This window comes from Pseudoalteromonas sp. TB64 (assembly GCF_000498095.1).
In the GTDB taxonomy this organism is placed as follows: Bacteria; Pseudomonadota; Gammaproteobacteria; order Enterobacterales; family Alteromonadaceae; genus Pseudoalteromonas.
The window spans coordinates 934-25,127 of sequence record NZ_AUTQ01000088.1 but is presented as its reverse complement, the minus strand read 5'-3'; the positions used below and the strand labels follow the sequence as shown (position 1 = coordinate 25,127).

At 39.0% G+C, this 24,194-nt stretch carries 20 protein-coding genes and 2 pseudogenes (1 of these 22 running past the window's edge); 15 read left to right on the top strand and 7 right to left on the bottom strand.

Annotated elements, in window-relative coordinates:
* The 4 genes from L647_RS0105860 to xylB form a co-directional block, all read right to left on the bottom strand.
* Positions 1–639, bottom strand: a 639-nt coding sequence (locus L647_RS0105860; protein WP_024610335.1) for a transketolase family protein, incomplete at its 3' end; no start/stop codon positions are given.
* Between the two features lie 58 nt (positions 640–697).
* Positions 698–1,639, bottom strand: coding sequence for a transaldolase (gene tal / locus L647_RS0105855; protein ID WP_024610334.1), 942 nt, complete (start codon positions 1,637–1,639; stop codon positions 698–700).
* A 36-nt stretch (positions 1,640–1,675) separates the two neighbouring features.
* Positions 1,676–2,995 (bottom strand): xylose isomerase, encoded by a 1,320-nt coding sequence (gene xylA / locus L647_RS0105850; protein ID WP_007375167.1) that lies wholly within the window; start codon positions 2,993–2,995, stop codon positions 1,676–1,678.
* A gap of 30 nt (positions 2,996–3,025) precedes the next feature.
* A complete protein-coding gene (gene xylB / locus L647_RS0105845; RefSeq protein WP_024610333.1) occupies positions 3,026–4,483 on the bottom strand; it encodes a xylulokinase in 1,458 nt (485 codons plus the stop codon).
* A 162-nt stretch (positions 4,484–4,645) separates the two neighbouring features.
* Between xylB and L647_RS0105840 the strand changes: the two genes are divergently transcribed.
* Positions 4,646–5,602 carry a Gfo/Idh/MocA family oxidoreductase gene (locus tag L647_RS0105840; RefSeq protein WP_024610332.1) on the top strand — a complete coding sequence of 319 codons (957 nt, stop codon included), beginning with the start codon at positions 4,646–4,648 and terminating at the stop codon, positions 5,600–5,602.
* 62 nt (positions 5,603–5,664) lie between these two features.
* Here the strand turns inward: L647_RS0105840 and L647_RS0105835 are convergent, their stop codons facing one another.
* The gene (locus L647_RS0105835) at positions 5,665–7,275 is read right to left on the bottom strand and encodes a glycoside hydrolase family 43 protein (protein ID WP_024610331.1); all 1,611 of its coding nucleotides are present in this window, start codon (positions 7,273–7,275) and stop codon (positions 5,665–5,667) included.
* 211 nt (positions 7,276–7,486) lie between these two features.
* Between L647_RS0105835 and L647_RS01000000123725 the strand changes: the two genes are divergently transcribed.
* The 14 genes and pseudogenes from L647_RS01000000123725 (at position 7,487) to L647_RS0105770 (ending at position 22,847) form a co-directional block, all read left to right on the top strand.
* Complete coding sequence (locus L647_RS01000000123725; protein WP_253948839.1) at positions 7,487–8,296, top strand: LacI family DNA-binding transcriptional regulator; 810 nt, start codon at positions 7,487–7,489, stop codon at positions 8,294–8,296.
* Positions 8,244–8,531, top strand: coding sequence for a substrate-binding domain-containing protein (locus tag L647_RS1000000126335; RefSeq protein ID WP_253948838.1), 288 nt, complete (start codon positions 8,244–8,246; stop codon positions 8,529–8,531). The genes L647_RS01000000123725 and L647_RS1000000126335 overlap by 53 nt, the downstream gene beginning before the upstream one ends.
* 61 nt (positions 8,532–8,592) lie before the next feature.
* Complete coding sequence (locus L647_RS0105825) at positions 8,593–10,002, top strand: sugar porter family MFS transporter (RefSeq protein WP_275451925.1); 1,410 nt, start codon at positions 8,593–8,595, stop codon at positions 10,000–10,002.
* Between the two features lie 660 nt (positions 10,003–10,662).
* Positions 10,663–11,562: a nucleotidyltransferase gene (locus tag L647_RS0105815; RefSeq protein ID WP_024610329.1), complete on the top strand. Its 900-nt coding sequence runs from the start codon at positions 10,663–10,665 to the stop codon at positions 11,560–11,562.
* Positions 11,562–12,194 carry a hypothetical protein gene (locus L647_RS0105810; protein WP_024610328.1) on the top strand — a complete coding sequence of 211 codons (633 nt, stop codon included), beginning with the start codon at positions 11,562–11,564 and terminating at the stop codon, positions 12,192–12,194. The genes L647_RS0105815 and L647_RS0105810 overlap by 1 nt, the downstream gene beginning before the upstream one ends.
* 228 nt (positions 12,195–12,422) lie before the next feature.
* The gene (locus L647_RS1000000126210; RefSeq protein WP_033024276.1) at positions 12,423–12,623 is read left to right on the top strand and encodes a hypothetical protein; all 201 of its coding nucleotides are present in this window, start codon (positions 12,423–12,425) and stop codon (positions 12,621–12,623) included.
* Positions 12,620–12,970, top strand: coding sequence for a hypothetical protein (locus tag L647_RS1000000126205; protein WP_216712728.1), 351 nt, complete (start codon positions 12,620–12,622; stop codon positions 12,968–12,970). Before L647_RS1000000126210 ends, L647_RS1000000126205 begins: the two co-directional genes overlap by 4 nt.
* 52 nt (positions 12,971–13,022) lie before the next feature.
* On the top strand, positions 13,023–13,784 hold the full coding sequence (locus L647_RS0105800; RefSeq protein ID WP_024610327.1) for an SLATT domain-containing protein: 762 nt from the start codon (positions 13,023–13,025) through the stop codon (positions 13,782–13,784).
* A gap of 424 nt (positions 13,785–14,208) precedes the next feature.
* Positions 14,209–15,357, top strand: coding sequence for a N(5)-(carboxyethyl)ornithine synthase (locus tag L647_RS0105795; protein ID WP_024610326.1), 1,149 nt, complete (start codon positions 14,209–14,211; stop codon positions 15,355–15,357).
* Between the two features lie 170 nt (positions 15,358–15,527).
* Positions 15,528–16,907, top strand: coding sequence for a Na+/H+ antiporter NhaA (gene nhaA, locus L647_RS01000000123710; RefSeq protein WP_253948836.1), 1,380 nt, complete (start codon positions 15,528–15,530; stop codon positions 16,905–16,907).
* Positions 16,908–17,394: 487 nt separating this feature from the next.
* Positions 17,395–18,330: pseudogene (hflK, locus tag L647_RS1000000126105) on the top strand (FtsH protease activity modulator HflK); the annotation flags it as partial.
* A 6-nt stretch (positions 18,331–18,336) separates the two neighbouring features.
* Positions 18,337–19,320 (top strand): protease modulator HflC, encoded by a 984-nt coding sequence (hflC, locus tag L647_RS1000000126100; protein ID WP_024610336.1) that lies wholly within the window; start codon positions 18,337–18,339, stop codon positions 19,318–19,320.
* Positions 19,321–19,372: 52 nt separating this feature from the next.
* Complete coding sequence (locus L647_RS0105775) at positions 19,373–19,831, top strand: hypothetical protein (protein ID WP_024610325.1); 459 nt, start codon at positions 19,373–19,375, stop codon at positions 19,829–19,831.
* Between the two features lie 382 nt (positions 19,832–20,213).
* Positions 20,214–22,847, top strand: a complete 2,634-nt coding sequence (locus L647_RS0105770; RefSeq protein WP_253948835.1) for a bifunctional diguanylate cyclase/phosphodiesterase — start codon at positions 20,214–20,216, stop codon at positions 22,845–22,847.
* A 76-nt stretch (positions 22,848–22,923) separates the two neighbouring features.
* Here L647_RS0105770 and L647_RS0105765 read toward each other — a convergent pair whose 3' ends face one another.
* Together L647_RS0105765 and L647_RS01000000123705 are read right to left on the bottom strand one after the other, a co-directional pair.
* Complete coding sequence (locus L647_RS0105765; protein WP_024590352.1) at positions 22,924–23,127, bottom strand: hypothetical protein; 204 nt, start codon at positions 23,125–23,127, stop codon at positions 22,924–22,926.
* Positions 23,128–23,299: 172 nt separating this feature from the next.
* Positions 23,300–24,194: pseudogene (locus L647_RS01000000123705) on the bottom strand (bifunctional 2-methylcitrate dehydratase/aconitate hydratase) (it continues 558 nt past the right edge of the window).

Sequence of the window (24,194 nt, the reverse complement as noted above, 5' to 3'; positions counted from 1 at the left end):
CCAGCCGTAAGCGTCAAAGCGTTTAGCGGTGTCGTCGGTAAACCAGCCCTCAACGTGTCCGTCGATAGATATACCGTTATCATCCCAAAAAGCAATAAGTTTACCCAGGCCTAATGTGCCTGCAAGCGAACATGCTTCGTGCGATATGCCTTCCATTAAACAGCCATCACCCATAAAACAGTAAGTGTAATGATCAACAATATCAAAACTCTCTTTGTTAAATTGTGCTGCTAGGGCTTTTTCGGCAATAGCCATACCTACGGCATTTGATAAACCTGCGCCAAGCGGACCTGTGGTTGTTTCAACACCTGGGGTATAACCGTATTCAGGGTGACCTGGGGTTTTTGAATGCATTTGTCTAAATTGTTTAAGCTCGCTAAGTGGTAGTTCGTACCCGCTTAAATGCAATAAAGAATAAATAAGCATAGATCCGTGACCGTTACTGAGTACAAAGCGGTCTCGGTTTGGCCAATTTGGATCGGTTGGATTGTGGTTTAAAAAATCGTTCCACAGTACTTCGGCTATATCGGCCATACCCATAGGTGCGCCCGGATGCCCTGAATTTGCTTGCTGTACCGCATCCATACTGAGTGCGCGAATGGCATTAGCAAAAGGCGCACGAGAAGAAAGCTGAGTCATGTATTACCTCAAATAAAATTAAAAAAGCCCGCACGTAATGTGGCAGGCTTGAGGGAAATTAGTTTAGTAAGTCTTTAACCAATTTAGCCAAAACACGCTGATCTTTGGCAAAGTTACGAATACCTTCACCGAGCTTTTCGCTGGCCATTGGATCTTCGTTGTGCTGCCATAAAAATTGCTCATGGGTGAGTGCGGTTAAGTCACTTTGCGGTGCTTTGGCAATGTTTGCAGCGTCAAGCTTTGTAACCAGTTCACCTTCTTGGCTTTGTAAATCATTGAGTAATGATGGCGAGATAGTCAGTAAATCGCAGCCAGCAAGTTCGATTATTTCCTGGGTGTTTCTAAAGCTTGCGCCCATTACCACGGTTTTATAATCGTACTTTTTATAGTACTGATAAATACCTGTAACCGACTGCACACCAGGATCTTCGCTTGGGGTGTATTCTTTATTATCGCGGGCTTTGTACCAATCAAGAATACGCCCAACAAACGGAGATATAAGCGTTACGTTAGCTTGTGCGCAGGCAATGGCTTGAGCCATCGAAAAAAGCAGCGTTAAGTTACACTTAATGCCTTCTTTTTCTAACTGCTCGGCGGCTTTAATGCCTTCCCACGTTGAAGCAAGTTTAATAAGTACGCGGTCTTTTGAAATACCCGCTTGCTCGTAAAGTGAAATAAGCTTACGCCCTTTGGCAATACTTGCTGGGGTATCAAACGACAAACGCGCATCTACTTCGCTCGATATACGCCCAGGTATTACTTTTAGTATTTCACAGCCAAAGTTAACAATAAGTTGGTCGCAAATAGCGTCAACGTCTTTGCCAGCTTTACTTATAGCGTCTTCAATTAAATGTTTATATTGAGGTAATTTTGCAGCTTGTAAAATTAACGAAGGATTGGTTGTTGCATCAACCGGTTGTAGGGCTTTGATTGACTCTACATCGCCACTGTCGGCAACGACCGAGGTTACTTTTTTGAGTTGTTCTAACAAGTTCATAATGATGTACGCCTCGGCTTTATAACCGAGGCGATGTCCTTATACGTAGCGGTTAACAATATTCTCAAGCAGTTCTTGGCGACCAGAAACTTGCTTAGGATCGATGTTGTTCTCGTGTACTAAGGCTGAAAGGCTCTCAAGTGATTGCTCACCATTTAAAATGCTTTGGCCTAGGTCTTCTTTCCAACCAGCGTAACGTTTTTCAACAAAATCAGTCAGCTCGCCACCTTCAATCATTGCTGCTGCATTGAGTAATGCTTTAGCCATCGTATCCATACCGCCAATGTGACCAATGAATAAGTCATCACGCTCACACGATTGACGACGAAGTTTAGTGTCAAAGTTAAAGCCACCGGTTGTAAAACCACCCATTTTTAAAATTTCGTAAACAACAAGTGTGCACTCAGCTACGTCGTTAGGAAATTGGTCAGTATCCCAACCGTTTTGCATGTCGCCACGGTTAGCATCAATACTACCCATGATGCCTTCTGCGCAAGCAACTGCAATTTCGTGGTGGAAACTATGACCCGCAAGTGTTGCGTGGTTTGCTTCAATGTTTACTTTAATTTCGTCTTGTAAGCCGTGCTTGTATAAAAAGCCTGCAACCGTTGCTGTATCGTAATCGTACTGGTGCTTAGTTGGCTCTTGTGGTTTTGGCTCAATTAATAATGTGCCTTTAAAACCAATTTTTTTCTTGTGCTCTACAACCATTTTCAAAAAGCGTGCGTACTGTTCGCTTTCTTGTGCAAGGTCTGTATTTAGTAGTGTGTCGTAGCCTTCACGACCACCCCAAAGTACGTAGTTTTCGCCGCCTAAACGATGCGTAATTTCCATTGCATGTTTAACTTGTGCTGCTGCATATGCATACGTATTAGGATTAGGGTTTGTTGCACCACCGGCACAAAAACGCTGATTTGAGAATAAGTTAGCAGTACCCCACAGTAGTTTTACACCTGTACGCTGCATTTCTTTTTCGATAATGTTAGCTATGTGCGTTACGTTATCGTGGCTTTCTTGTAGTGTTTTGCCTTCAGGGGCAATATCAACATCATGAAAACAAAAGTAAGGAACGCCTAATTTTTCATAAAATTCAAAGGCTACTTTTACTTTTTGTTCAGCAAGTTCTAATTGATTGCCTACAGGTTGGATCCAAGGACGGTCAAACGTACCTTCACCAAAAATATCAAACCCTGTAGAACAAAAGTTATGCCAGTAACAGGCTGCAAAACGTAAATGTTCTTTCATTGTTTTGCCAAGCACTACTTGGTTTTCGTCGTAATAACGAAATGCAAATGGGTTTTTAGAGTTTTCACCCTCAAATTTGATTTTTTCAACGTTTGTAAAAAATTGTTCGCTCATAATGTGCTCCATTAATTTTATAATAGTGTATTAAAAGTATGTTTTTACACTTTGGTAAAGTGCTTTGTATGTTGTGTATTGCTGTGCGTAAAAGTCTTGCATGACTGGGTCTGGCTCAATTGTTTGCGTTACTTTGCCGTTAACACACACTTGTTGTGCAGGGAGTTGTGTTACTGCTATTCGGGCAAGTCTTGCAGCGCCAAATGCGGGGCCAACTTCTGAGCCTTCTCGGTAAATTAGGGGGCGGTTGAGTACACTTGCGATGATTTTTCCCCACAGTGGGCTTTTAGCGCCACCACCAATAACGGTTACATCGTCAATTTGTGCGCCAGCATCAAGCAGTACTTGTTGGCCATCGGCAAAAGCAAAAGCAACGCCCTCTAGTACTGCGCGGCCAAGGGCTGCTGCATCGGTATCGCTATCTAAACCAAAAAATACGCCTTTGGCATCGGGGTTATTATGCGGCGTACGCTCGCCAGTTAAATAAGGTAAAAATATCACTGAGCTTGGTTTGCTAAAATCGCATTTACTTACTTGTTCAAGCAATGCGCTTTCGTTTTTAAAACCGGTTAATTTAGTGACCCAGGTTAAACAGCTTGCTGCGCTTAACACCACTGACATTTGGTGCCAGGTGTTTTCAATGCAATGACAAAAAGTATGTACAGCACCTTCTGGGTTAGTCAGGTATTTATCGTTAGCAACAAAGTAAACGCCCGAAGTACCTAATGATAAAAACGCTTGTTTAGGCCTTACTACGCCAACACCGGCAGCGCCTGCGGCATTATCGCCACCACCTGCAACAACAGGCACTTGCTCCATACCCCATTTAGCAGCAACTTGGGCTGTTAATTTTCCAGTAATTTGTGTGCCCTCAAAAAGAGTAGGCATGTGTTGCTCTGTTAAGTCGCAGGCGCTAAGCATTTTTTGCGACCATGCTCTTTTTTCTACGTCAAGCCACAGTGTGCCTGCTGAGTCAGACATGTCTGATGCAAAATCACCGGTCATTAAAAAGCGTAGGTAGTCTTTTGGTAATAATACTTTGGCTACTTTTGCAAAGTTTTCTGGTTCAAACTCTTTTAACCACACCAATTTAGGTGCAGTAAAACCAGGCATTGCTATGTTGCCGGTAATATTACGAGAATTTGGTTCGCGTTTTTCAAGCTCTACACATTGTGCTGCACTGCGCCCGTCGTTCCATAAAATGGCTGGGCGAATAATGTTATTGTTTTTATTAAGCAGCGTAGCGCCATGCATTTGCCCAGAAAGGCCCACAGCCTTTACCGATTTTAGTAATGCAGGGTGAGTATTTTTAAGCTCCTCGATTGCACTACAGGTAGCAAGCCACCAATCTGTAGGGTTTTGCTCAGAAAAAAGTGGTGCCGGGCGTGAAACGCTTAAAGATCCACTTGCTTGAGCAAGCAATTGGTCTTGCTCGTCTAAAATAATTACTTTTACACCTGAAGTGCCTAAATCGATACCAAGGAACATAAATGTGATACTTAATGTTGTTTTAGTGTTAGCGCTAACATTAATGATTTGATATTGTTAAGTCAAGCTAGTTTTAAACTATGTTTAACAATTAATTTGCAAGTTTATTGCTTGGTTGTTGGAGTTCACTTAAATTTCTTTTTAAGATCATAAGGAAACACTATGAAAAAAATAAACTGGGGTATTGTTGGTTGTGGCCGAATTGCTGCACAATTTTGTGAAGACTTAGCACATACAAATAATAGTGTTGCGTACGCAGTTGCAGCAAGAAATGGAGATGATGCAACCGCTTTTGCGAGCAAGTATGGTGCGGCCAATGCCTACGAAGGGTATCAGGCATTATTTGACGATAAAAACGTTGATGTAGTTTACATTGCGACCCCGCATAACTTTCACTTTAAAAATGCCAGCGATGCTATTAAAGCAGGTAAGCATGTATTGTGCGAAAAGCCCATTACGGTTTCGGCTGAAGAGTGCAAGCAGTTGTCTTTACTGGCTAAAAAGCACGACGTATTTTTAATGGAAGCCATGTGGACGTACTTTTTACCTGCAATACAAAAAGCAAAACAATGGGTAGAGCAAGGGCGAATTGGCACTATTAAACATGTTAAAGCTGACTTTGGCTATCCTGTGCCTTTTAATCCCGATGGGCGTGAATACAACCCAGATTTAGCGGGCGGTTGTTTACTCGATATGGGAATTTATCCGCTTGCGATTGCCAATTACTTTTTAAATAACGACCTTGAAAACTTACACGTAAGAGCAAATATTCGCTACAAAGGCGTGGAAGACGATGTACTTATTACTGCTAATTGTGGCGATGTAATGGTGAGCTTAGCAACGTCATTTCAATGCCGGTTAGGGAATGGCGCGTATATTATTGGCGACAAAGGCTATATAAAAATACCTGATGCATTTAGGGCTTATGAGTGCTCTTTGTATGAGCTTGATGACTTAATTGAGCATTTTGAAGATGGGAGGCAGTCACAAGGTTACAGCTTTGAAGCCCAAGAAGTAGGGCGCTTACTGAGCGAAAATAAACGAGAGAGTGACATTATGAGCCACTCTCAAAGTTTACTTTTACAATCGCAAATGGAGCGTATTAAAGCCCTGTTTTAATAGAGCTTTTAAATGGTTTTATATCAGCTCTAAATCAACTAATAAACTTAACTGGCGGCGATTTATTCGCCGCTAGGTTCGTCATAATTAAAAAATAAAAAGTGAGCTTCTTTATTTTGCCCCGATAAGTCTTGGCACGCCATACCAACAAAAGCACCGGTAAAACACGGGCGATACCCTTGTGGTGATTGCTGCACGTAATCATCAGATAAAATACTGCCATCGAGCACTGGACCAAACTTTATCCAGTAGCTTTTTTCGGTGGCGTAGTAAAACTGCAGCTGAGCGCCATTAAAATCAGCTTTTAAGTAAACAGGTTTGTTTGTTTTAAGCAAAAGCGGTGCAACAGGCGTGCTTGTTTGGTATTTATCGCAGCTTATTATATTTAAATAACGTGGTGTGGTTTCATCGCCTACATCGCCGCCGCTTATATGCAAATAGTAGTAATGAGCGGTGTTGTAATAACATACTAGCCCCGCCATTTGCTGAAAACTGCTCGGCGCAAAATCAACGCATGTGCTGCTAACAGTATGATGAGCCTGTACACGCCTGGCAATAAAGCTTTGCTGATACAATGAGCTTAAAGACTCTTTTCCCACTAGGGTGAGCGATGATTTTTGAGTGTTTTTATAGACCCAATTTTTGCACATAGGTATGCGCAATGACTGAAAATCAACAGTCAGATCATCTTTACTAAAATCAATCTTTGTTGAGGGTTGCGGCTGTGGGTTTAGCGTTAAACCTTCAACGGGTACGTGTATTCTGGGGGCTTTATTTGTGTGCTTTGCATAAGGCCAGTCATCGTCTTTCCAGATTATTTGCTCAATCCCTGTTTCACGCCCTGTAATGCAGCGGCCACGCTCAGACAGTGGTCTTGATGTTAAAAATACCGTGTACCAATCACTGTTTTGCGTTTGAAAAAAATCTCCATGGCCACATTTTTGCAGCGCATTACTCGGCTCATGTACTGCTGTTATTATAGGGTTGTGTGGGTGTACTTGGTAAGGGCCAAATACGTTTTTAGCACGCGCTATACTAATGCAGTGTTCATACCCAGTGCCACCTTCAGCGGTAATTAAATAGTAGTAATCGCCGCGTTTTAAAATATGTGGGCCTTCAGTGCAACCAAGTTTTGTGCCTGAAAATATAGGTTTAACATCGCCTATTAACTTATTGGTTTTTAGGCAAAGCTCTTGCATTACTATGCCACCAAATAGTGTGTTGTTGCGGTGATCAACCAGCATGTTTAGCAAATAGCTTTTACCGTCATCATCGTGAAAAATAGACGGATCAAAACCGCTAGAGTTTAAGTAAGTCGCTTGTGACCAGTTACCGGTAATATCAGTGGTTGATACAAAATAGTTTGGTGTGTCTTTCCAAGGGCCATCAAAGCTTTTTACATTGGTATATACCAAATAAAAACGGCCATCATTGTAACTAAGTTGCGGTGCCCATACGCCGCAAGAGTCGGGCACTCCTCGCATATCGAGTTGCTCTACGGTGTTAAGTGCTTGGCCTATAACTCGCCAATTTACTAAATCGGTAGAGTGGTGAATTTGCACACCGCCAAACCATTCAAATGTTGAAGTGGCTATGTAGTAGTCGTTATTAACTCTGACAATGTTTGGGTCTGGGTTAAAGCCTCTTAGAATTGGGTTTTGCAGCATGCTCATAATATAGGCCTTTTTAAGTTTTTTATATTATTGGGTGTGAATATTATAAATTTGTTGTTAGCGCTAACATTTTCAGTGTAGTATAAGACTTTGTCAATAAGTAATCATTTAAAACGCGCTGTAAACAATATCAAGCTTTACAATTATGTATAATGAAAATTAAGAAAGTTAATTATAACAATCCACTGATTGTGAGTAGGTAATAACAGTAATGGCCGATCCTAAAAGAGCAAGAATACAAGATGTAGCCGAGCAGGCTGGTGTATCAATGATGACAGTTTCGCGCGTGCTCAACCAAGACAAAAAAGTAAGCGACAAAACCCGCGAAAAAGTAATGGCTGTTGTTGAGCAATTAAATTACAGGCCAAATGTGTCTGCTAGGCGCCTTGCTAGTACTAAGTCATTTTTTTTAGGGCTTTTATACGATAACCCAAGTGACTCTTACATAAGCCAATTTTTATTGGCAGCGCTTAAAAAATGCCGCGCACTGGGCTACCACCTTGTTGTTGACGAAGCGCATAGCGATATTGACAAAACAATTGAATCGGTAAAGCAACTTATTGATGTTACACAGGTTGATGGCATGATTTTACTGCCACCTATGTGCGACAACGAACAGGTTTTAGATGTTCTTACTAAAGCAAATATTCCGTTTGTAAGAATAACGCCAGATACAAAATTAAATCGCTCCCCTTATATTTGCATGGACGATTACCAAGCGGCGTTTGATGTTACAGAGCATTTAATAAATCAAGGGCATAGCAAAATTGCACATATTATTGGCGACACTAAACAAGGTGTTAGCCGTTTGCGTTACCAAGGTTATTTAGATGCGCTGCGCTCTAATAAAATAATAACGCCACCTGAGTATATAGAGCAGGGCAGTTTTACTTATCAATCGGGCATGGAAGCGGCAATAAAATTACTTTCACTTGATGATAAGCCTACAGCTATTTTTGCAGCTAACGATGACATGGCAGNCAGCCGCTGTAATCTCAATAGCTCAAAAACAAGGTATTAATATTCCAAGCGAACTGTCGGTTGTTGGCTTTGATGACACGCAACTTGCAACCATAGTTTGGCCAAATATTTCTACGGTAAAACAGCCCATTAATGAAATGGCTGAACTTGCGATTACTTTACTTGCATCGGGTCAGTATAACGATTTAAGCAATGTAAAAAGCTTAGACTTAAGACATATTTTAGATTTTGAATTAATAGAAAGAGAATCAAGCTCAACCAATAAAAACAACTAAATAAGCGAATACGCATACCCTTTTGAGCTTCAAAATCTATATAAAATAACAACAACACACAATATGGATACTTATGAACGAGAAAGAAAATGTACTTTTAATAGTACTGGTTTGCTTTGTTGCGACCATTGGCGGGTTTTTATTTGGTTTTGACAGCGGCGTAATTAACGGCACTGTTGATGGATTACAAACGGCGTTTGGCTCCAGTAGTGCGGGTACGGGATTTAACGTATCGAGCATGCTAATTGGTTGTGCTATTGGTGCGTTTTGCGCAGGTCGATTGGCTGATAAATTTGGTCGGCGTCTAATTTTACTTTTTGCCGCTGCTTTATTTATTATAAGTGCTTGGGGCTCGGGTGTGTCAGTCACATCGTTTGAATTTGTGATTTATCGCATTTTAGGCGGCTTAGCTGTAGGGGCTGCGTCGGTTATGACCCCAGCTTATATTAGCGAGATTGCCCCCGCACGATACAGAGGCACGCTCTCTACACTTCAACAAGTGGCTATTATTTTTGGTTTGTTTAGCGCATTTGTGAGTAACTACTTTTTAGCCAATACTGCTGGCGGTTCTACGGCTATATTTTGGCTCGACTTTGAAACATGGCGTTGGATGTTTTGGGTTGAGTTATTACCTGCATGCTTATTTTTAATCGCTTTATTCTTTATCCCCGAAAGCCCTCGATACTTAATTATGGCTGGTAAAAAAGACGCTGCTGCACGGGTGTTATCGTCATTATATGGTGATAAAACTGCCGCTCATAAATTAAATGAAATAGCAGAGTCTCTTGCTGGCGATAAACACCAACCTAAATTATCTGATCTTATTGATAAACCTAAAAAACGTTTACGCCCCATCGTTTGGATAGGAATTGGCTTAGCTACATTTCAGCAATTAGTCGGCATTAACGTTGTTTTTTACTACGGCGCGGTACTTTGGCAAGCAGCCGGTTTTACTGAATCTGACGCGTTACTTATTAATATAATAAGCGGCTTTGTAAGTATTTTAGCGGTGTTTATTACCATGTATTTTATAGACAAAATTGGCAGAAAACCTTTTTTGTTAACCGGCTCAATTGGCATGACAGTGACGCTTTCGGTTATTGTTTATGCCTTTTTAAACGCAGATATTGGCTCAACAGGTAACTTAGAATTAGGAGAGCAGGGCATAGTTGCTTTAATAGCCGCTAATGCGTATGTATTCTTTTTTAACTTATCGTGGGGCCCTGTAATGTGGGTTATGTTAGGAGAAATGTTCCCTAACCAAATTCGCGGCTCTGGCCTTGCAGTTACCGGCTTTGCCCAGTGGATAGCTAACTTTTTAATTACCTGGTCGTTCCCTGTTATGCTCACCGGTATAGGTTTAGCAGGTGCGTATGGTTTTTACGCATTTTGCGCGTTTGTTTCAGTCATATTTGTATTTAAGTTTTTACACGAAACCAAAGGCAAAGAGCTTGAACAAATGAAAGGGTAAATATTACCCCTTATTAAGCGCCAAAACTAAAGCAATAGTTTTGGCGTTGTTAGACTGCTTCACTCGTTAAGCTTTTTTTACCAAACCCAAACATTTTATAAACTCGTAGTAATTACCTCATTTCTCAATAGTTAAATTACTAATGCTCTTAAGTAAAGTGTGAGTCGCTTGTTCAATATCACGATTTGCAATAGCGTTTAACACCATTTTTAAACTTTTATTATTTTGATTTAAGCTGCCTCGATTGCGGTTTTCCCTTAGTTGTTAACTGGATTATCAACTTTCGAGTATGTTGTGAAAATGAATAACATTAGACGTGACGTAGTTTTTGTAAAAAGACGTAGTAGAGCGATTGGCGTAATAGACAACTAAAAAGCACATAAAGCTAATAGTCTGCAGTGAGCGAAAACCGGACACTGAAAAAATTAAATTTATTCCTACTTCTTTGAGTAGGAGTCTAATTTTGTCCGATAACATTATTAAACGCCGTTTTGGTGCAAAATAACGAGCGTAATTCCCTGCTTTTTTAATTATCTGTTTACAAAGGTAATTATTGGTGAAATTATCAGAGTATGTAATATACGCCTTTTTAGTGTGTTATAAACCACCATAATGGTATTCAATAAGACGTTAGTTGCCTTTCAATGTATGGAGTAAATAATGAGCAGGGATTGGGAATCAGTTTTTACAACGTGGTCACAAGGACCAAGCAAAACAGAGCATGAACGCGCTGAAAATGCAGAAAGGCAAATTAGGCAGGCTATTCAGGCAAGTGAAAAGTTAAAAAATAGAAATATCAAAGTATTCACACAAGGTTCTTACAGGAATAGGGTTAACGTTAGGCAAGATAGCGATGTAGATGTAGGTGTTCTCTGTACTGATACTTATTTTCCTGAGTACCCTGATGATAATGTCAGAATGGAACTTGCCAAAAGTTTTACCCCCGCAACTTATGAATACGAAAGTTTTAAAAATGAGTTGGAAGAAGCGCTTGTGGCTAGATTTGGACGCGTGGCTGTTACACGTGGTAGCAAAGCATTCGATATCAAGGCTAACACATATCGTGTTGAATCAGATGTTGCAGCATTTTTCGAGCACAGGAGGTATGTAACTTCAACTTACCATTATGCAGGTGTTGAAATGATACCTGATGATTATAAACCTCCCAGTGTTAAGAATTGGCCGGATCAACATTACCAAAATGGTGTTGCCAAAAATGACGCGACCACAAGAAGATATAAAAGAGTCGTTAGAATATTAAAGAAGCTATCGAACGAAATGGCGTCGAAAGAAATTAAATCTGCGAAAGACGCCCCGAGCTTTCTTATTGAATGCTTAGTATTTAATGCTTCAACATCTTGTTTTGAATATCAAACATTTATACAAATGGTGAGAGCTGTACTTGCAGAGCTATTCAATAACACCTTGTCTGATGACAAATGTTCAGAATGGGGAGAAGTAAGTGAATTAAAGTACCTTTTCAGAGCGTCTCAGCCTTGGTCAAGGGCAAGTGCACATCAGTTCTTGAATGATGCTTGGAATTACATAGGATACGAATAATGCTGACTAGACTTCATATCTCATCCTTTATTGGCCTTACGATTGCAGTTTGGCTACTTGCCCTTTGGGCTCAAGGTATGCCTGTATTAAGTGCTGATTTTGTAAAGCCATTTGGTACTGTCGTTGGTGTCATTACATTGTTCGTTACCTTTTTTAATAAATACATGTGGTCTTGGCGTATTTTTAAAGGGTGGTATGTAAAGAGACCAGATTTGAGAGGGACTTGGAAAGTAGAGCTGAAAAGCAGTTGGGTAAACCCAGAAACAGGCGAAGAAGCCCCGCCAATTTATTGTTATGCAGTTATTAGGCAATCTTTGAACTTTCTAAGTCTAAGATTAATGACGAAGGAATCTAGATCAGTTTTGGTGGCGCACAGCATCGAACAGCAGGAAGACGACGACCTATTCAAGCTTGTCGGTGTTTATAGAAACGAGCCTAAAATTGAGTTGCAAGGTGTTAGAAGTGAAATTCATCATGGTTCATTTGCCCTAGAAATACACGGTTCTCCTGTCGAAGAGCTTGAAGGTCATTACTGGACAGATAGAGCAACTAAAGGTGGGATGAAGCTAGTTGAACGAGTTGATAAATTATATAGCACATTTGAGCAGGCAGAGCGCGAAATCGGCAACTAACAAAGCGCTGCTACGGAAAATTTACTCGCTGTGACCAGCAAATCTCCGCAGGGCACGGCGTTGAGGCTGTAGAATTACTCTTTTTTAAGAAAAACAGCTTGTTTTATGGGTTCCAAATGTATTACCTAATGCTTTAAAAACGATTAGAGTTAATTGCAGGAGCTCGATTTTTAATTAAATTTGACTGTTAGAGTTATTCTACAGTCTCGTTAGGTATCAAGGGGTATTATGCGAAATACTTTAATCAGACTTGCTAAAATACATTATGACATTGGTTTAATTGATTACGACGAACTCAACGAACGTATTGGTGTTGCTTTATGGTTAGCTGAGGAGTTGGATGATCCTAATCTAGATCCGAGCTTGGTGAAGAACCGTCCTTTAATGAGTTTGAAGAGTCAGATAGTAATAATCCAGAAGAATTTGTGAAAGCTAAAGTTGATGGAAGTAATGACAATGAAAACTGGCTTGAGTTTTTATGTCTTGGGATATGGGTATTTACAAAGGCAGATCCTGATTCATATCCGTCTGTACCGCATGGGCATTTTAAAAACCAAAACAATAAATGGCCAAAGTTAAATCCATATACAGGTCGCATATTCTCTGCAAAACATCAAGAAGATAAGAAGCAATTATTATCGAAAAAACAGATGAGAAAGATTTGGTCCGATGAGAAATTTAAAAGTTTCTGTAGGGAAATGATAATTTGGTATCAGGAAAAGTTTTCATATTATGAATTTCCAGTCAGAAGACCATTGCGTATGCCTAGGTGGTAAATGCCTAACGCTTACATAAGCATTAGCCAGCAATTCATTTACATGGTCAAATATGATTAAATTTGGAACATTACGTAGATATGTTAAAACTAAAAATTGGATTTCAAACAAGATGATTGAATTTATTAAAATACCTTTTAGGTGGTTTTTTTCTACTCAAGCAGAAGAAAAAAATGAAACAGATCCTGCCAAAAAGTTATTAAACGGTATGAGGATTACTGCTAAATGTAGATTTAATGCTTCACTTAGATTAAAGAGAGCTAGTACATATTCATTCTTAACTACTACGATATTATCGCTAGGTTTAATATTTATCCCTTTATTTCAAAATTCAGGGCTCCCCATTCCATATAGCTCTGAAGTGTTAAGCATGTTGCAGATATTTTTAGCTGTTGCGGTTCTCGTATACTCAGTTGTTAACGCAATAGCTAAGTATGACTTACGAGCACAGTCCTTAGATGATTGCGGTGTCAGTATCAAGGAGTTAATCCGTACGCTTAGAAATGAAATGGCGGAATCCAAGACAAGCGGAAAGAGTATTAATTTAGAAACATACCATGATAGATATCATGTGATCTCAACAGAACCAGAAAATCATACTAGGGTTGATCATCTTTTTGCTGTTTTGGATACTCCTGATGATTTCGATATTACAGGTGGGAAAAGGTTATTCATGCATATTAAGTCATATTCCATGTATTTAATTTCTTATGTAATCCCAACATCAATGATACTTTTTGAAATATTGTTTATTTTAGATATGTTAAAGATAACAACATGTTTTAAAGGTGTTTTTTCAGTTGTAGCTGGCTAATAAGAGTCTAAGGTTACGACCGTCTGCTCACAGCACATAGCCGGAGTTGATGTTAAAGCCAAACGTTCAGCTAACCCAATACAAAGCTCATAAAACCTGCTCTACAGAGTAAATCACTAAGGTAAAACTTCAGTAATTATCGAGTACTCCCTTTATTTCAGTTTGAGATACCCAAGTTAGTAATACTTATTTCTGATATACTCAGTCAGCACTTTTACTCAAAAGGTAATAGTCTTCAGCTTGCAACTCAATGCAAGTTAACTCACTGCTCTTCATTATTTATTGTCAAAATTACACCTTTGTAAAATAGAGTTGGTTCATCCGAGCCAAAAACGTACAGAAAAAACACCGCCTAAGTTTATTGGCGAAGTATGATGATTCGTTGATGAACTCAAGCGTACTTACTTTATAAACAGGACTTAGCATGAGTGAATTAACTATCGGCGTTATCGGAACATCCCGCAAGACAGATGAAAGACGGTATCCTATTCACCCAGAGCACTTATTACGAATTCCCGAAAGTCTTAGAAAACAAATGGTGTTTGAACAAGGCTATGGCACCGCTTTTAATGTTAGCGATGAATATATTGCAACGTTAACGGGTGGCATTGCATCGCGCAGCGAAATACTTACTCATATTGGCACTGCCATTATCGCAAAGCCTGTACTTGCTGACTTAGAAGAAATGCGCGAAGGAGGCACTATTTGGGGCTATGCCCACTGCGTTCAACAGCATGAAATAACACAAGCGGCGATAGAACGTAAACTTACCTTAATTGCTTTTGAAGATATGTATGTGTGGTCACCACAAGGAAATGTAGGGCGCCATACTTTTTATAAAAACAATGAAATGGCAGGGTATTGCGCTGTAATACATGCTTTGCAACTTAAGGGTATTGATGGTCATTATGGCGATCAACGTAAAACGATTATATTTAGTTTTGGTGCAGTGAGTAGAGGCGCTATTTACGCCCTTAAAGCGCATGGCTTTAGGGATATTACAATTTGTATTCAGCGCCCTGATCACGAAGTGCGTGAAGAAATATTAGATTGTCACTATGTTAAGGTACGAGAAGGTCTTGAAGGGGAGGCTCGCATGATGGTTGTTGAGCATGATGGGACTAATCGACCTCTTGGCGATCTTATTAGCGAAGCCGATATTATCGTTAACGGGACTTATCAAGAAACAGCTCATCCGGTTAACTTTGTAATTGAATCAGAAGCCGACTGCTTAAAACCAAACAGCTTAATTATTGATGTTAGCTGTGATGAGGGGATGGGATTCTTTTTTGCAAAGCCGACAACGTTTAAAAATCCTTTATTTCGATATAACAACACGGATTATTATGGCGTTGATCATACACCGAGTTATTTATGGGAAAGCGCGACGCGTTCAATTTCTGCGGCGCTCATAGTTTATTTACAAACGATACTTAAAGGTGCTTTGCAGTGGCAAAAAGATGAAACCATTCGCCGTGCAATAAACATTGAGCGAGGGATAATTAAAAATACGGCTATTTTGGCATTCCAAAACCGCGAAAATATTTACCCTTATAACGTAATAACACAATGATTATATTTATCTCTAATCTAATTTTACATTAGATTAATTAGGGGTGTGCACTTCGTCTTAATGCTAGTAATTTTAAGGCGAAGTGTTTGTTGACTGATAGTAAAACTGGAGAACTTAAATCTTAAAAGTTTTGATAAAACGAACACCCACAATTTATAAGGCTACCTGATATGCCTAACGATTCTAAAAATATACTAAATCGTGGCTTAGACTATATGCACGACCCATTTTCTAATTTTATGCGTGCTCAAACCACCTCTAGTTTGTTTCTTCTGGTATCTACAATCATTGCACTATGGTGGGCAAATTCAGCTTATTCAGCTACCTATCTGAACTTAGTGCACACGCCTATTGGGATCTCATTAGGAAACTTTGAGCTACAAACCTCGCTTAAACACATTATTAATGATGGTTTGATGGTGATATTTTTCTTATTGCTTGGGCTTGAAATAAAACGAGAGGTACTTGCTGGAGATTTAGCTGAGCCCAAAAATAGACACATGCTCATTTTTTGCGCCATAGGCGGAATGGTCGTGCCGGCTGGTATTTATTCGCTGTTTAACTGGGGACAAGATTCACTGATTGGTTGGGGTATACCCATGGCAACCGACACTGCGTTTGCATTAGGTGTGCTTACAATTGTAAGAAAACATATACCAACAAGCTTGTTGGCTTTTATTGTAGGTCTTGCGATTGTTGACGATGTGGGGGCAATACTCGTTATTGCCGTGTTTTATACCCAAGAAATATCGGTGATGTATTTGTCATGCGCCGTTGTTCTATTTGCTTTTTTAGTAGCCGCCAATTATGCCGGAATAAGGCAACCGCTTTTTTACATTATCATTGGTCTTGCCACCTGGTGGATGATGCTACAGTCAGGTGTGCATCCTACTGTAGCAGGTGTTGCTATTGCTTTAACGGCTCCTGCACGCTCAATGTTGGGCTCAGGAAGGTCGCTTGAAAAGGCAAAAACAACCATTACCTCAATGCAAAAAGAAATAGAGAAAGTAGATGTTCTGGCTAGCAGACAGGATCATAAACAGGTACTCGAAATTCGTGATTTAGCCGAAAATGCAGGTACACCTTTGCGTCGGTGGGAAGATGTGCTGCACCTGCCTGTCGCACTGTTTATTTTACCGCTGTTTGCTTTAGTTAATGCGGGTGTGGTTTTTAACTTTAGTTCATTTGTTGAAAGCCTCAGTGATCCCGTTGGCTTAGGTATTATTAGTGGTCTTGTTGTTGGTAAGTTTATTGGTATTTCGGGTGCGTGTTGGCTTGCTTTACGCTACAAAATAGGTTGCTTGCCTGAGGGTATCAATCTTCAGCATGTTATTGGTGCTTCACTTATCGCTGGGATTGGATTCACCATGTCTACCTTTATTGCTACGTTGGGGTTTGATGGGCAAGCCGAGCATCTTCATAACGCAAAAACATCGGTTTTAGTGGCTTNGCTTCGGTTCTTTCTGCAATACTTGGGGTTTTATATATTCGAGTGGTTGCCTCAAAAAAGAGCAATAAATCAATTAATTCAACGCAATAATAGGGCGTGAAGGGGCTAATGGGTATTCAATAATGTGTACTCATTAGTTGTACTTAACCCTTTATTTATCAATTAAACATATTGTTTAAAACACGCTATGTGTTGTAGCGAACAGACCAATTAAAATAAATACGCTAATGTCTTACTAAGGTTTTTTGGCTTTAAATTAATCTATAAGTGCATGAATTTAAATCTTAAAACTATTCCTTAAATCATTACCCCTAAATTATTACCCTTAAATTATACAGAGGAAGTTATCACCTAGATTGCGAAGCACGCTAGCGCTTATGACAATCTAAAGTAGTAATAAGGCTCCATATTTTTGGTTTCTTAAAAAGGAGAATATTATTTCTACACAAAACGAAAATAGTCCAAATTCTAAAAGTAAAAGCGGTCCGCCAGATATCGATAAAGTGATGAGCGGTGCGTTTAAAAAGTATAAGAAGTTGCTGAGTGGAAAATTTAGCACAAGTTTAACCATAGTATTGTTTTTGGGATTGATTGCTACAGGCTATAGCGCAGTCTATACCGTTCCCAGCGATTCAGTTGCTTTGGTATTAAGGTTTGGTAAGTTTCAAGAAATTCTGCCTGCGGGCTTACATGTAAAAATCCCATTAGGTGTTGATCACGTCACAATAGTGCCTACTAAGCGGCAACTAAAGCAGGAGTTTGGTTTTTCTACTCCTGGAGCCTCCGACCCAGATCAAAATATTAATCCTGAAAATAATATTCGCTCATTTGCGCCAAAAATTTCACCTGCAACAAATCAACGCGAAGAAACCCAAATGGTAACTGGCGATTTAAACACTGCGCTGATTGAATGGGTAATTCAATATCGGATAGCCGATCCCCAAAAGTACTTATTTGAGGTGCGCGACCCGGCAGGCACTTTACGATACGTGTCTGAATCAGTTATGCGTGAAGTTGTAGGCGATAGAACTGTAGATGAAGTAATTACCATTGGCAGGCAAGGGATTGAAATTGAGGCATTACAAAAAATGCAGGCATTGGCAACCAAATATGTAATGGGGATTAGTATTGATCAGGTTCAGCTAAAAAATATTAACCCACCCGTACCAGTACAAGGGTCGTTCAATGAAGTTAATCAGGCTCAACAAGAAAAAGAAAAGTTGATTAACGAAGCGCGTCGCGAATATAACCGCGTTATTCCGCTTGCTGAGGGGGAGCGCGACCAACGAATAAGAGAAGCCGACGGTTATCGCCTTAAGCGAGTTAATGAAGCTGAAGGCGACGCTCTGCGTTTTAATGCGCTGTTTGCACAGTACCAACTGGCACCTGAGGTAACACGCAGACGAATATATATAGAAACAATGACAGATGTTATGCCAACGATAAAAAATAAAATTATTATCGATAGCGAAGCACGCGGTGTATTACCTTTACTCAATTTAACGTCACTAAAAGGACAGCAGNCAGCCATGAAATCTTATTTAATCGTTGGCGGCAGTATTTTAGCTGCACTTGTAGGGGTTACTTTGTATAGCGCTTTATATACGGTTAACGAAGTAGAGCAGGTTGTTATTACTCAGTTTGGTAAACCGGTGGGAGAGCCAATTAGAGAGGCGGGTATTCAACTCAAAATGCCTTTTGTTCAGCAAGTTAATTTTATTGATAAGCGCGTGCTGGAATGGGAAGGAACACCTTCTGATATGCCGACCAAAGATAAGCTTTATATTTCTGTAAGTCTTTATGCGCGGTGGCAGGTTACCGATCCGTTGCAGTATTTTTTACGCTTAGGTGATGAGCGAAGCGCACAGTCTAGACTTGATGATATTTTTGGCAGTGAAACGCGTAATGCAGTAGCCACACACGAATTAATCGAAATTATTCGTACAACGAAAGATCGCCAACCTTTGCGTGACTCGTCACTCACCGAGGCTGAAAAAGAGCAAAATATTGGTAGTTTAGTGCCTATAAGCATGGGACGCTTAGTTGTCGAGCAAGATATATTTAATGCCGCAGCCAAAAAAGTAAAAGTATTTGGTATTGAGCTTATGGATATTCGCTTTAAACGTATTAATTATAATGAAAGTGTACGCCCTAAAATCTATGAACGTATGATCAGCGAACGTCGTCAAATAGCAGAACGCTTTTTGTCAGAAGGAAAAGGCGAAGCTGCCCGTATACAAGGTAACAGAGAGCGAGACTTAGATAAAATTCAATCTGAAGCCTACCGAGCAGTAACAGAAATTAGAGGTAAAGCTGATGCTAAAGCAGCCGCAATTTACGCCTCAGCCTATAACAAAAATGATCAAGCAGTCGCATTTTATGCATTCACCCGTTCGTTGCAGGCGCTTGAACTCGCCCTTAGCCAAAACACAACATTGGTTTTATCGACCGACAGTGAGCTATTTCAGTATTTACAACACACTCAGGCGAGTGAGCCTAATCCTAAAAATTAGCATGCTTCATATTTAAATATTGTATAGATATCATCAAACTTAGGAGCAATAAATGCAAATTGAAACAATTAGAGATGTACTCAATTGGACCGTTTTATTTCACAAAAACTTAAAAGATAGCCTAAACCAGAGCTCTGAACAAAATAAGGATGAGGGAGCACGAATGATGCTTCGCTACCTATCTGAGCATGAGGAGAGTTTAGAGAATATTGTACAAGGATTTGAAAATACGGCAGACGAAAAAGCGCTAAACACCTGGTGTTTTGATTACATCGAAAAGCACTCAATTATTGAGCGCGTTGATTGCAACTCACTCTTTGAAGAGCTAGATATCTCAGACATTATGGAGAAAATAGTAAACCATCATGAACAAGTTATTGAGTTATACATTCATATATATTCTCGTGTAGATATTGAAAGCGCAAAAACGTTGCTTGATACAATAAAAGATATTGAAGAAAATGAGATAAAAAGAATTGTGCAATCGGCTAACCGGTTTTCAGATATGTAATAGACTGATTGAACTGGCAATATTAGTGTATTACTAAGGTGTCAGTTCAATCAAATGTATGTGATATCAATTTATATCCAGGATCTTTTCTTTTAATCGAGTTAAGTAAAATGGTTTGGTGTGCTCAATATATCCGGACAGTCAATCCTAGTTTATTCACTTATACCAATTTGCTTATATACGGGGTCTATTTAGCAACGTTATAGAGTGATTTAATTTGTTTTAATTGTTCAAATATTTATGCAGGTTGGTATTAAAATGAGAAGCAGATGATATGGCATGACTATGAATCTACTTACTTTTCATTAGATTATTCCCTCAATTTAATATCTAGCTATAAAGGCTGTGTCTTTTTATTTAATATAATACAAAACAATTAAATTTGACTGTACTAATACGGCAGTTGCTTTACAGTTTAAGATCTTGGCGACTCAAATTAGAAGGTTACAACAGACTCATGCGGTTATCTCTAACTCAATCAGCAGCAAGTATTTTATATTTAGGCTTTATTCAGTTTTTTGTTGTTGTAGTAATTTTGGGTGGGTTGGAGAGTCTTTTACTTGAAGCACCTCTGATGCCTATAATTTCTATTAGTACCGCTTTAATATCGCTAGTTTTAGGCTCAATCTTAACTTTATTATTTAATTTTAAATTTTCAAAAAAAATTAAATATGTGACTCCTGTATTTGGCATTTTAGGGTGTGCTTTTTTCTTAAATTTTCAATTTAGCTTATGGGGAGTCGTTGACGAAAAGTTTTTTTTAATTAGTGATAATCCATTTATTACTGCTTTGAATGCCGTTATGGTTTTTTCTTTTTTCTCAGCGCTCATTATTAAAATTTTATGTTCTGCAACGATAACTAAAGGGGCTAAGTTTACCAAAGCAGTCATGTTTTTAGTTATCTTTACGGGTGTGTCGTTATGGTACGCTAGTGCAGTAAAAACAGTGAGTAGTGAAGAAGAAAAAGCACGAGAAAAAATAAGCTTAGTGGGGACAATGCTTAATAAAAATCTTGATGAGCATAAAAAGTCATTATCTCGGATTAAGTCGAGATTAGAAAAAGTGAGTCATGATAATTTTTTAAAGCTTGCCGCTGTTGATATGAAAAATTATGCGAGAGATTATAAAATCATCAAAGGGATGCTTATTTTTGATGAGAATCTTACGTTAGTTGAAGGTGACATATTTTCTAAGCAATTTATTTCCAGTGGATTTCTATCAAGTGATTCTGTAGTGAACTGGTTAAATACAACTACGGATGAAGTTAGATTTGCAGCTAATTCATTAACGTTGAAAACGAGTACGCCGACTATTATGTTTTCGATACCTATAAATTCAGTTACTGGCGGTAAGTATCAAGTTTTAGCTTTACTAGACATGAATTTATTAATTGAGAACAGATATATAGATTATCTAAATACGTTTGATGTATTTATTGAATTGACGCCTCAAGTTTACTTTTCTGTTAATGCTCAAAAGCAAAACGTATACGATTTAAATATACTATTGAGTTTATACAGTGACTATATTGTAGAAAAAGTCGATGTAATGGGCATTTTAAAGCACAATATATATAGTTTTATTAATAACTACTCTGCATTAAAAGAAAGGGCAAAAGTCGAACAAATTATAATTTGGCTTACTTTCATCTTTATCTATATTTTTATACTCGCTTCAGACTCTTCATACCTACTAAAACAACAATCAAAAAAGCTGTTTAAAATGGCTAAATATGATGAGTTAACAGGGCTAATTCGCCGAGATGCGCTAGATGATGAAATAAACGCTAAACAGTCTAAGCAGGCTAAAGCGTTAAACTCACCGTGTGCAATGGTTTTTATAAACCTAGATGGCTTTAGTTCTATAAATAATAGTTTAGGGCATGCCATAGGCGATAAAGTTCTCAAGTTAGTTGCAAGAAGGCTTAAAAATAACGCGCTAACAGCCGACTCAATAGCACGCTTTGGTAATGATGAGTTTATTCTTTATTACAGTAATATAAGTAAAGATAAACTAAGAGAAGAAATATCAGTATTAATAAGCTCTTTAGCAAACGTTTATTATTTAGAGGACGTTGATATTTATCTTACAGCCAGCGCTGGTATATCGATGTCTAAAGAAAGAGTAGGAAATTCAAAAGTACTATTACAGCATGCAGATATTGCTATGGACAGTGCGAAAACCCTTGGAGGGAATCAGCTTTGTTTTTATCATAAGCTAATGGATGATAAGCATAAAGAAATAGTCCACATTAGAGGAGAGCTTCAAAAAGCGCTTAAAGATGGTGACTTAGAAGTGTATTACCAACCAATCCATAGTTTATCTGATAACAAAGTGATTAGTGTTGAGAGTTTGGTGCGATGGAAAAGTAATGGTGCGTATATTTCCCCAGCTATTTTTATACCTATAGCAGAGCAAACGGGGCAAATATTAGAAGTTGGCAAACAAGTACTAGCACAGGTACTTAAAGATATGAGTAATACTGCGCAGTTAAAAAATATTACTGTGGCTGTTAATTTTTCACCTCAGCAATTACAGCTGCAAGGGTTTGTTGCAAATATTTGCCAATTAGTCTCTGATAAATGTATAGAGCCACATCGGCTCACCGTTGAAGTGACTGAAACAGTCATGTCAGAAAAAGGGGTTATCGAAGGCGTTCTTAGAAAGCTGATGGCTAAGGGTTTTAATGTTGCGATTGATGACTTTGGCGCTGGATATTCTAGCCTTTCTTATTTGTCGAGGCAGCCTGCTAATATTATAAAAATAGATCGGGAGTTCACGATTGGTGCTGAGCATGAGGGCCAAGAACGCGCTTTATTAGAAGGTATCATCAAGATTTGTACAGAGCTTAAAAAAATAGTGGTCATTGAAGGTGTTGAAAATGCTGAGCTGATCGCCTATTTATCTCGATTCAGCAGTATAAGGGTTCAAGGCTATTATTATTCCAAACCAATACCTTTAAATAATCTTATTGATTATATTAATAGCCTAAATAAAACAAGTCATCATAAGTAAAACGAGAACAATCAATTATTACCTTACAACATGGATTAACTCGCTAGCTATGGAGTAATAACATAGCCACGAGCGTCTATTTTTTTACGGGAATATCATTTAATAGCTTTATGATAGCGCTGTTATTACCGAGTTTAGCTAAGTCTAACAGGTAGCTTTTTTCTAGCTCTTGCATTGACTGATCTGCTAATAATTCTTTTACCGATTGTTCTTCCCCATTTGCTATTGAAGTTTCTAAGGCTGCAAAGTTTGCGATTGAGTGTTTAATTTCATTAGTCATAATAAGTCCCGTTTGCTGTGTTTTGTTAAAGCTTCGTTTTAAAAAAATATTTATATAAAACAATTGTATATTATAAGCTCGCTTTGTTAATGAGCTATTTTATTACCTAGAAATAGATCACTTAATTAAGCGAATTGGTATTACAGTATCACCGTACATACTGCAATTTAACTTATTGAATAACAAATAAGTCCATAAAGCTGTTTACTGGCGTATTTTCAAGCTTGGCTTGATCTTTACAAAGGGTAAATATGGTTTGGCATTGTTGGGTTGCAAGGCGTGTTGCTAAATTAGATTTGAATTTAAGCTCTAATAATGGAATGCCTTCCTCACGACGACGGCGGTGACCCAAAGGGTACTGCACAACCACTTCTTCTGTTTTACTACCATCATTAAAGAAAACTTGAATTGCATTGGCAATAGAGCGTTTGTCCGCCTCTAAGTATTCAGCTGTAAAGCGTTTATCTTCTAACACCTCCATTTTGTCGCGTAGTTTATCGATGATAGGGTGCGTGTTGTGGAAGTCGTCCTCATAATTATCGCTAGTTAAGTTCCCAAATGCCAAGGGAACAGCAATCATATATTGTAAGCAATGGTCGCGGTCAGCTGCGTTGGCAAGCGGTCCTGTTTTAGAAATAATGCGTATGGCTGACTCGTGGGTGCGGATCACTATTTTCTCAATATCGTCTAAACGCGACTTTACTTGAGGGTGCAAAATAACGGAGGCTTCTGCTGCTGTTTGCGCATGAAACTCTGCTGGAAAAGAAATTTTAAACAAAATGTTTTCCATTACATATGAACCGTAACCTTGGGAGAACGAAAACGTGCGCTCCGCTTCAGGCTTTAGTGCTTGGTCTTTATTCGTTTTGGAGAAAGAGACATCATAAAACCCCCATTGCGCAGCTGTTAATGCACTGGGTATACCCATTTCACCGCGCATTGCCATATCAGCTAAATAAACTGCTCTGGCAGTTGCATCGCCCGCAGCCCAAGATTTACGAGACCCAGTGTTTGGCGCATGACGATAAGTACGCAGTGCAGAACCATCAACCCATGCTTGAGATATG

Excerpts from the sequence above, each read along its gene's own strand:
- L647_RS0105815 (WP_024610329.1), top strand. The coding sequence starts at position 10,663 with ATGAGCAGGGATTGGGAATCAGTTTTTACAACGTGGTCACAAGGACCA.
- L647_RS0105765 (WP_024590352.1), bottom strand. The coding sequence starts at position 23,127 with ATGACTAATGAAATTAAACACTCAATCGCAAACTTTGCAGCCTTAGAA.
- L647_RS0105810 (WP_024610328.1), top strand. The coding sequence starts at position 11,562 with ATGCTGACTAGACTTCATATCTCATCCTTTATTGGCCTTACGATTGCA.
- L647_RS0105800 (WP_024610327.1), top strand. The coding sequence starts at position 13,023 with ATGATTAAATTTGGAACATTACGTAGATATGTTAAAACTAAAAATTGG.
- L647_RS0105835 (WP_024610331.1), bottom strand. The coding sequence starts at position 7,275 with ATGAGCATGCTGCAAAACCCAATTCTAAGAGGCTTTAACCCAGACCCA.
- L647_RS0105840 (WP_024610332.1), top strand. The coding sequence starts at position 4,646 with ATGAAAAAAATAAACTGGGGTATTGTTGGTTGTGGCCGAATTGCTGCA.
- xylA (WP_007375167.1), bottom strand. The coding sequence starts at position 2,995 with ATGAGCGAACAATTTTTTACAAACGTTGAAAAAATCAAATTTGAGGGT.
- L647_RS0105775 (WP_024610325.1), top strand. The coding sequence starts at position 19,373 with ATGCAAATTGAAACAATTAGAGATGTACTCAATTGGACCGTTTTATTT.
- L647_RS1000000126210 (WP_033024276.1), top strand. The coding sequence starts at position 12,423 with ATGCGAAATACTTTAATCAGACTTGCTAAAATACATTATGACATTGGT.
- L647_RS0105795 (WP_024610326.1), top strand. The coding sequence starts at position 14,209 with ATGAGTGAATTAACTATCGGCGTTATCGGAACATCCCGCAAGACAGAT.
- hflC (WP_024610336.1), top strand. The coding sequence starts at position 18,337 with ATGAAATCTTATTTAATCGTTGGCGGCAGTATTTTAGCTGCACTTGTA.
- xylB (WP_024610333.1), bottom strand. The coding sequence starts at position 4,483 with ATGTTCCTTGGTATCGATTTAGGCACTTCAGGTGTAAAAGTAATTATT.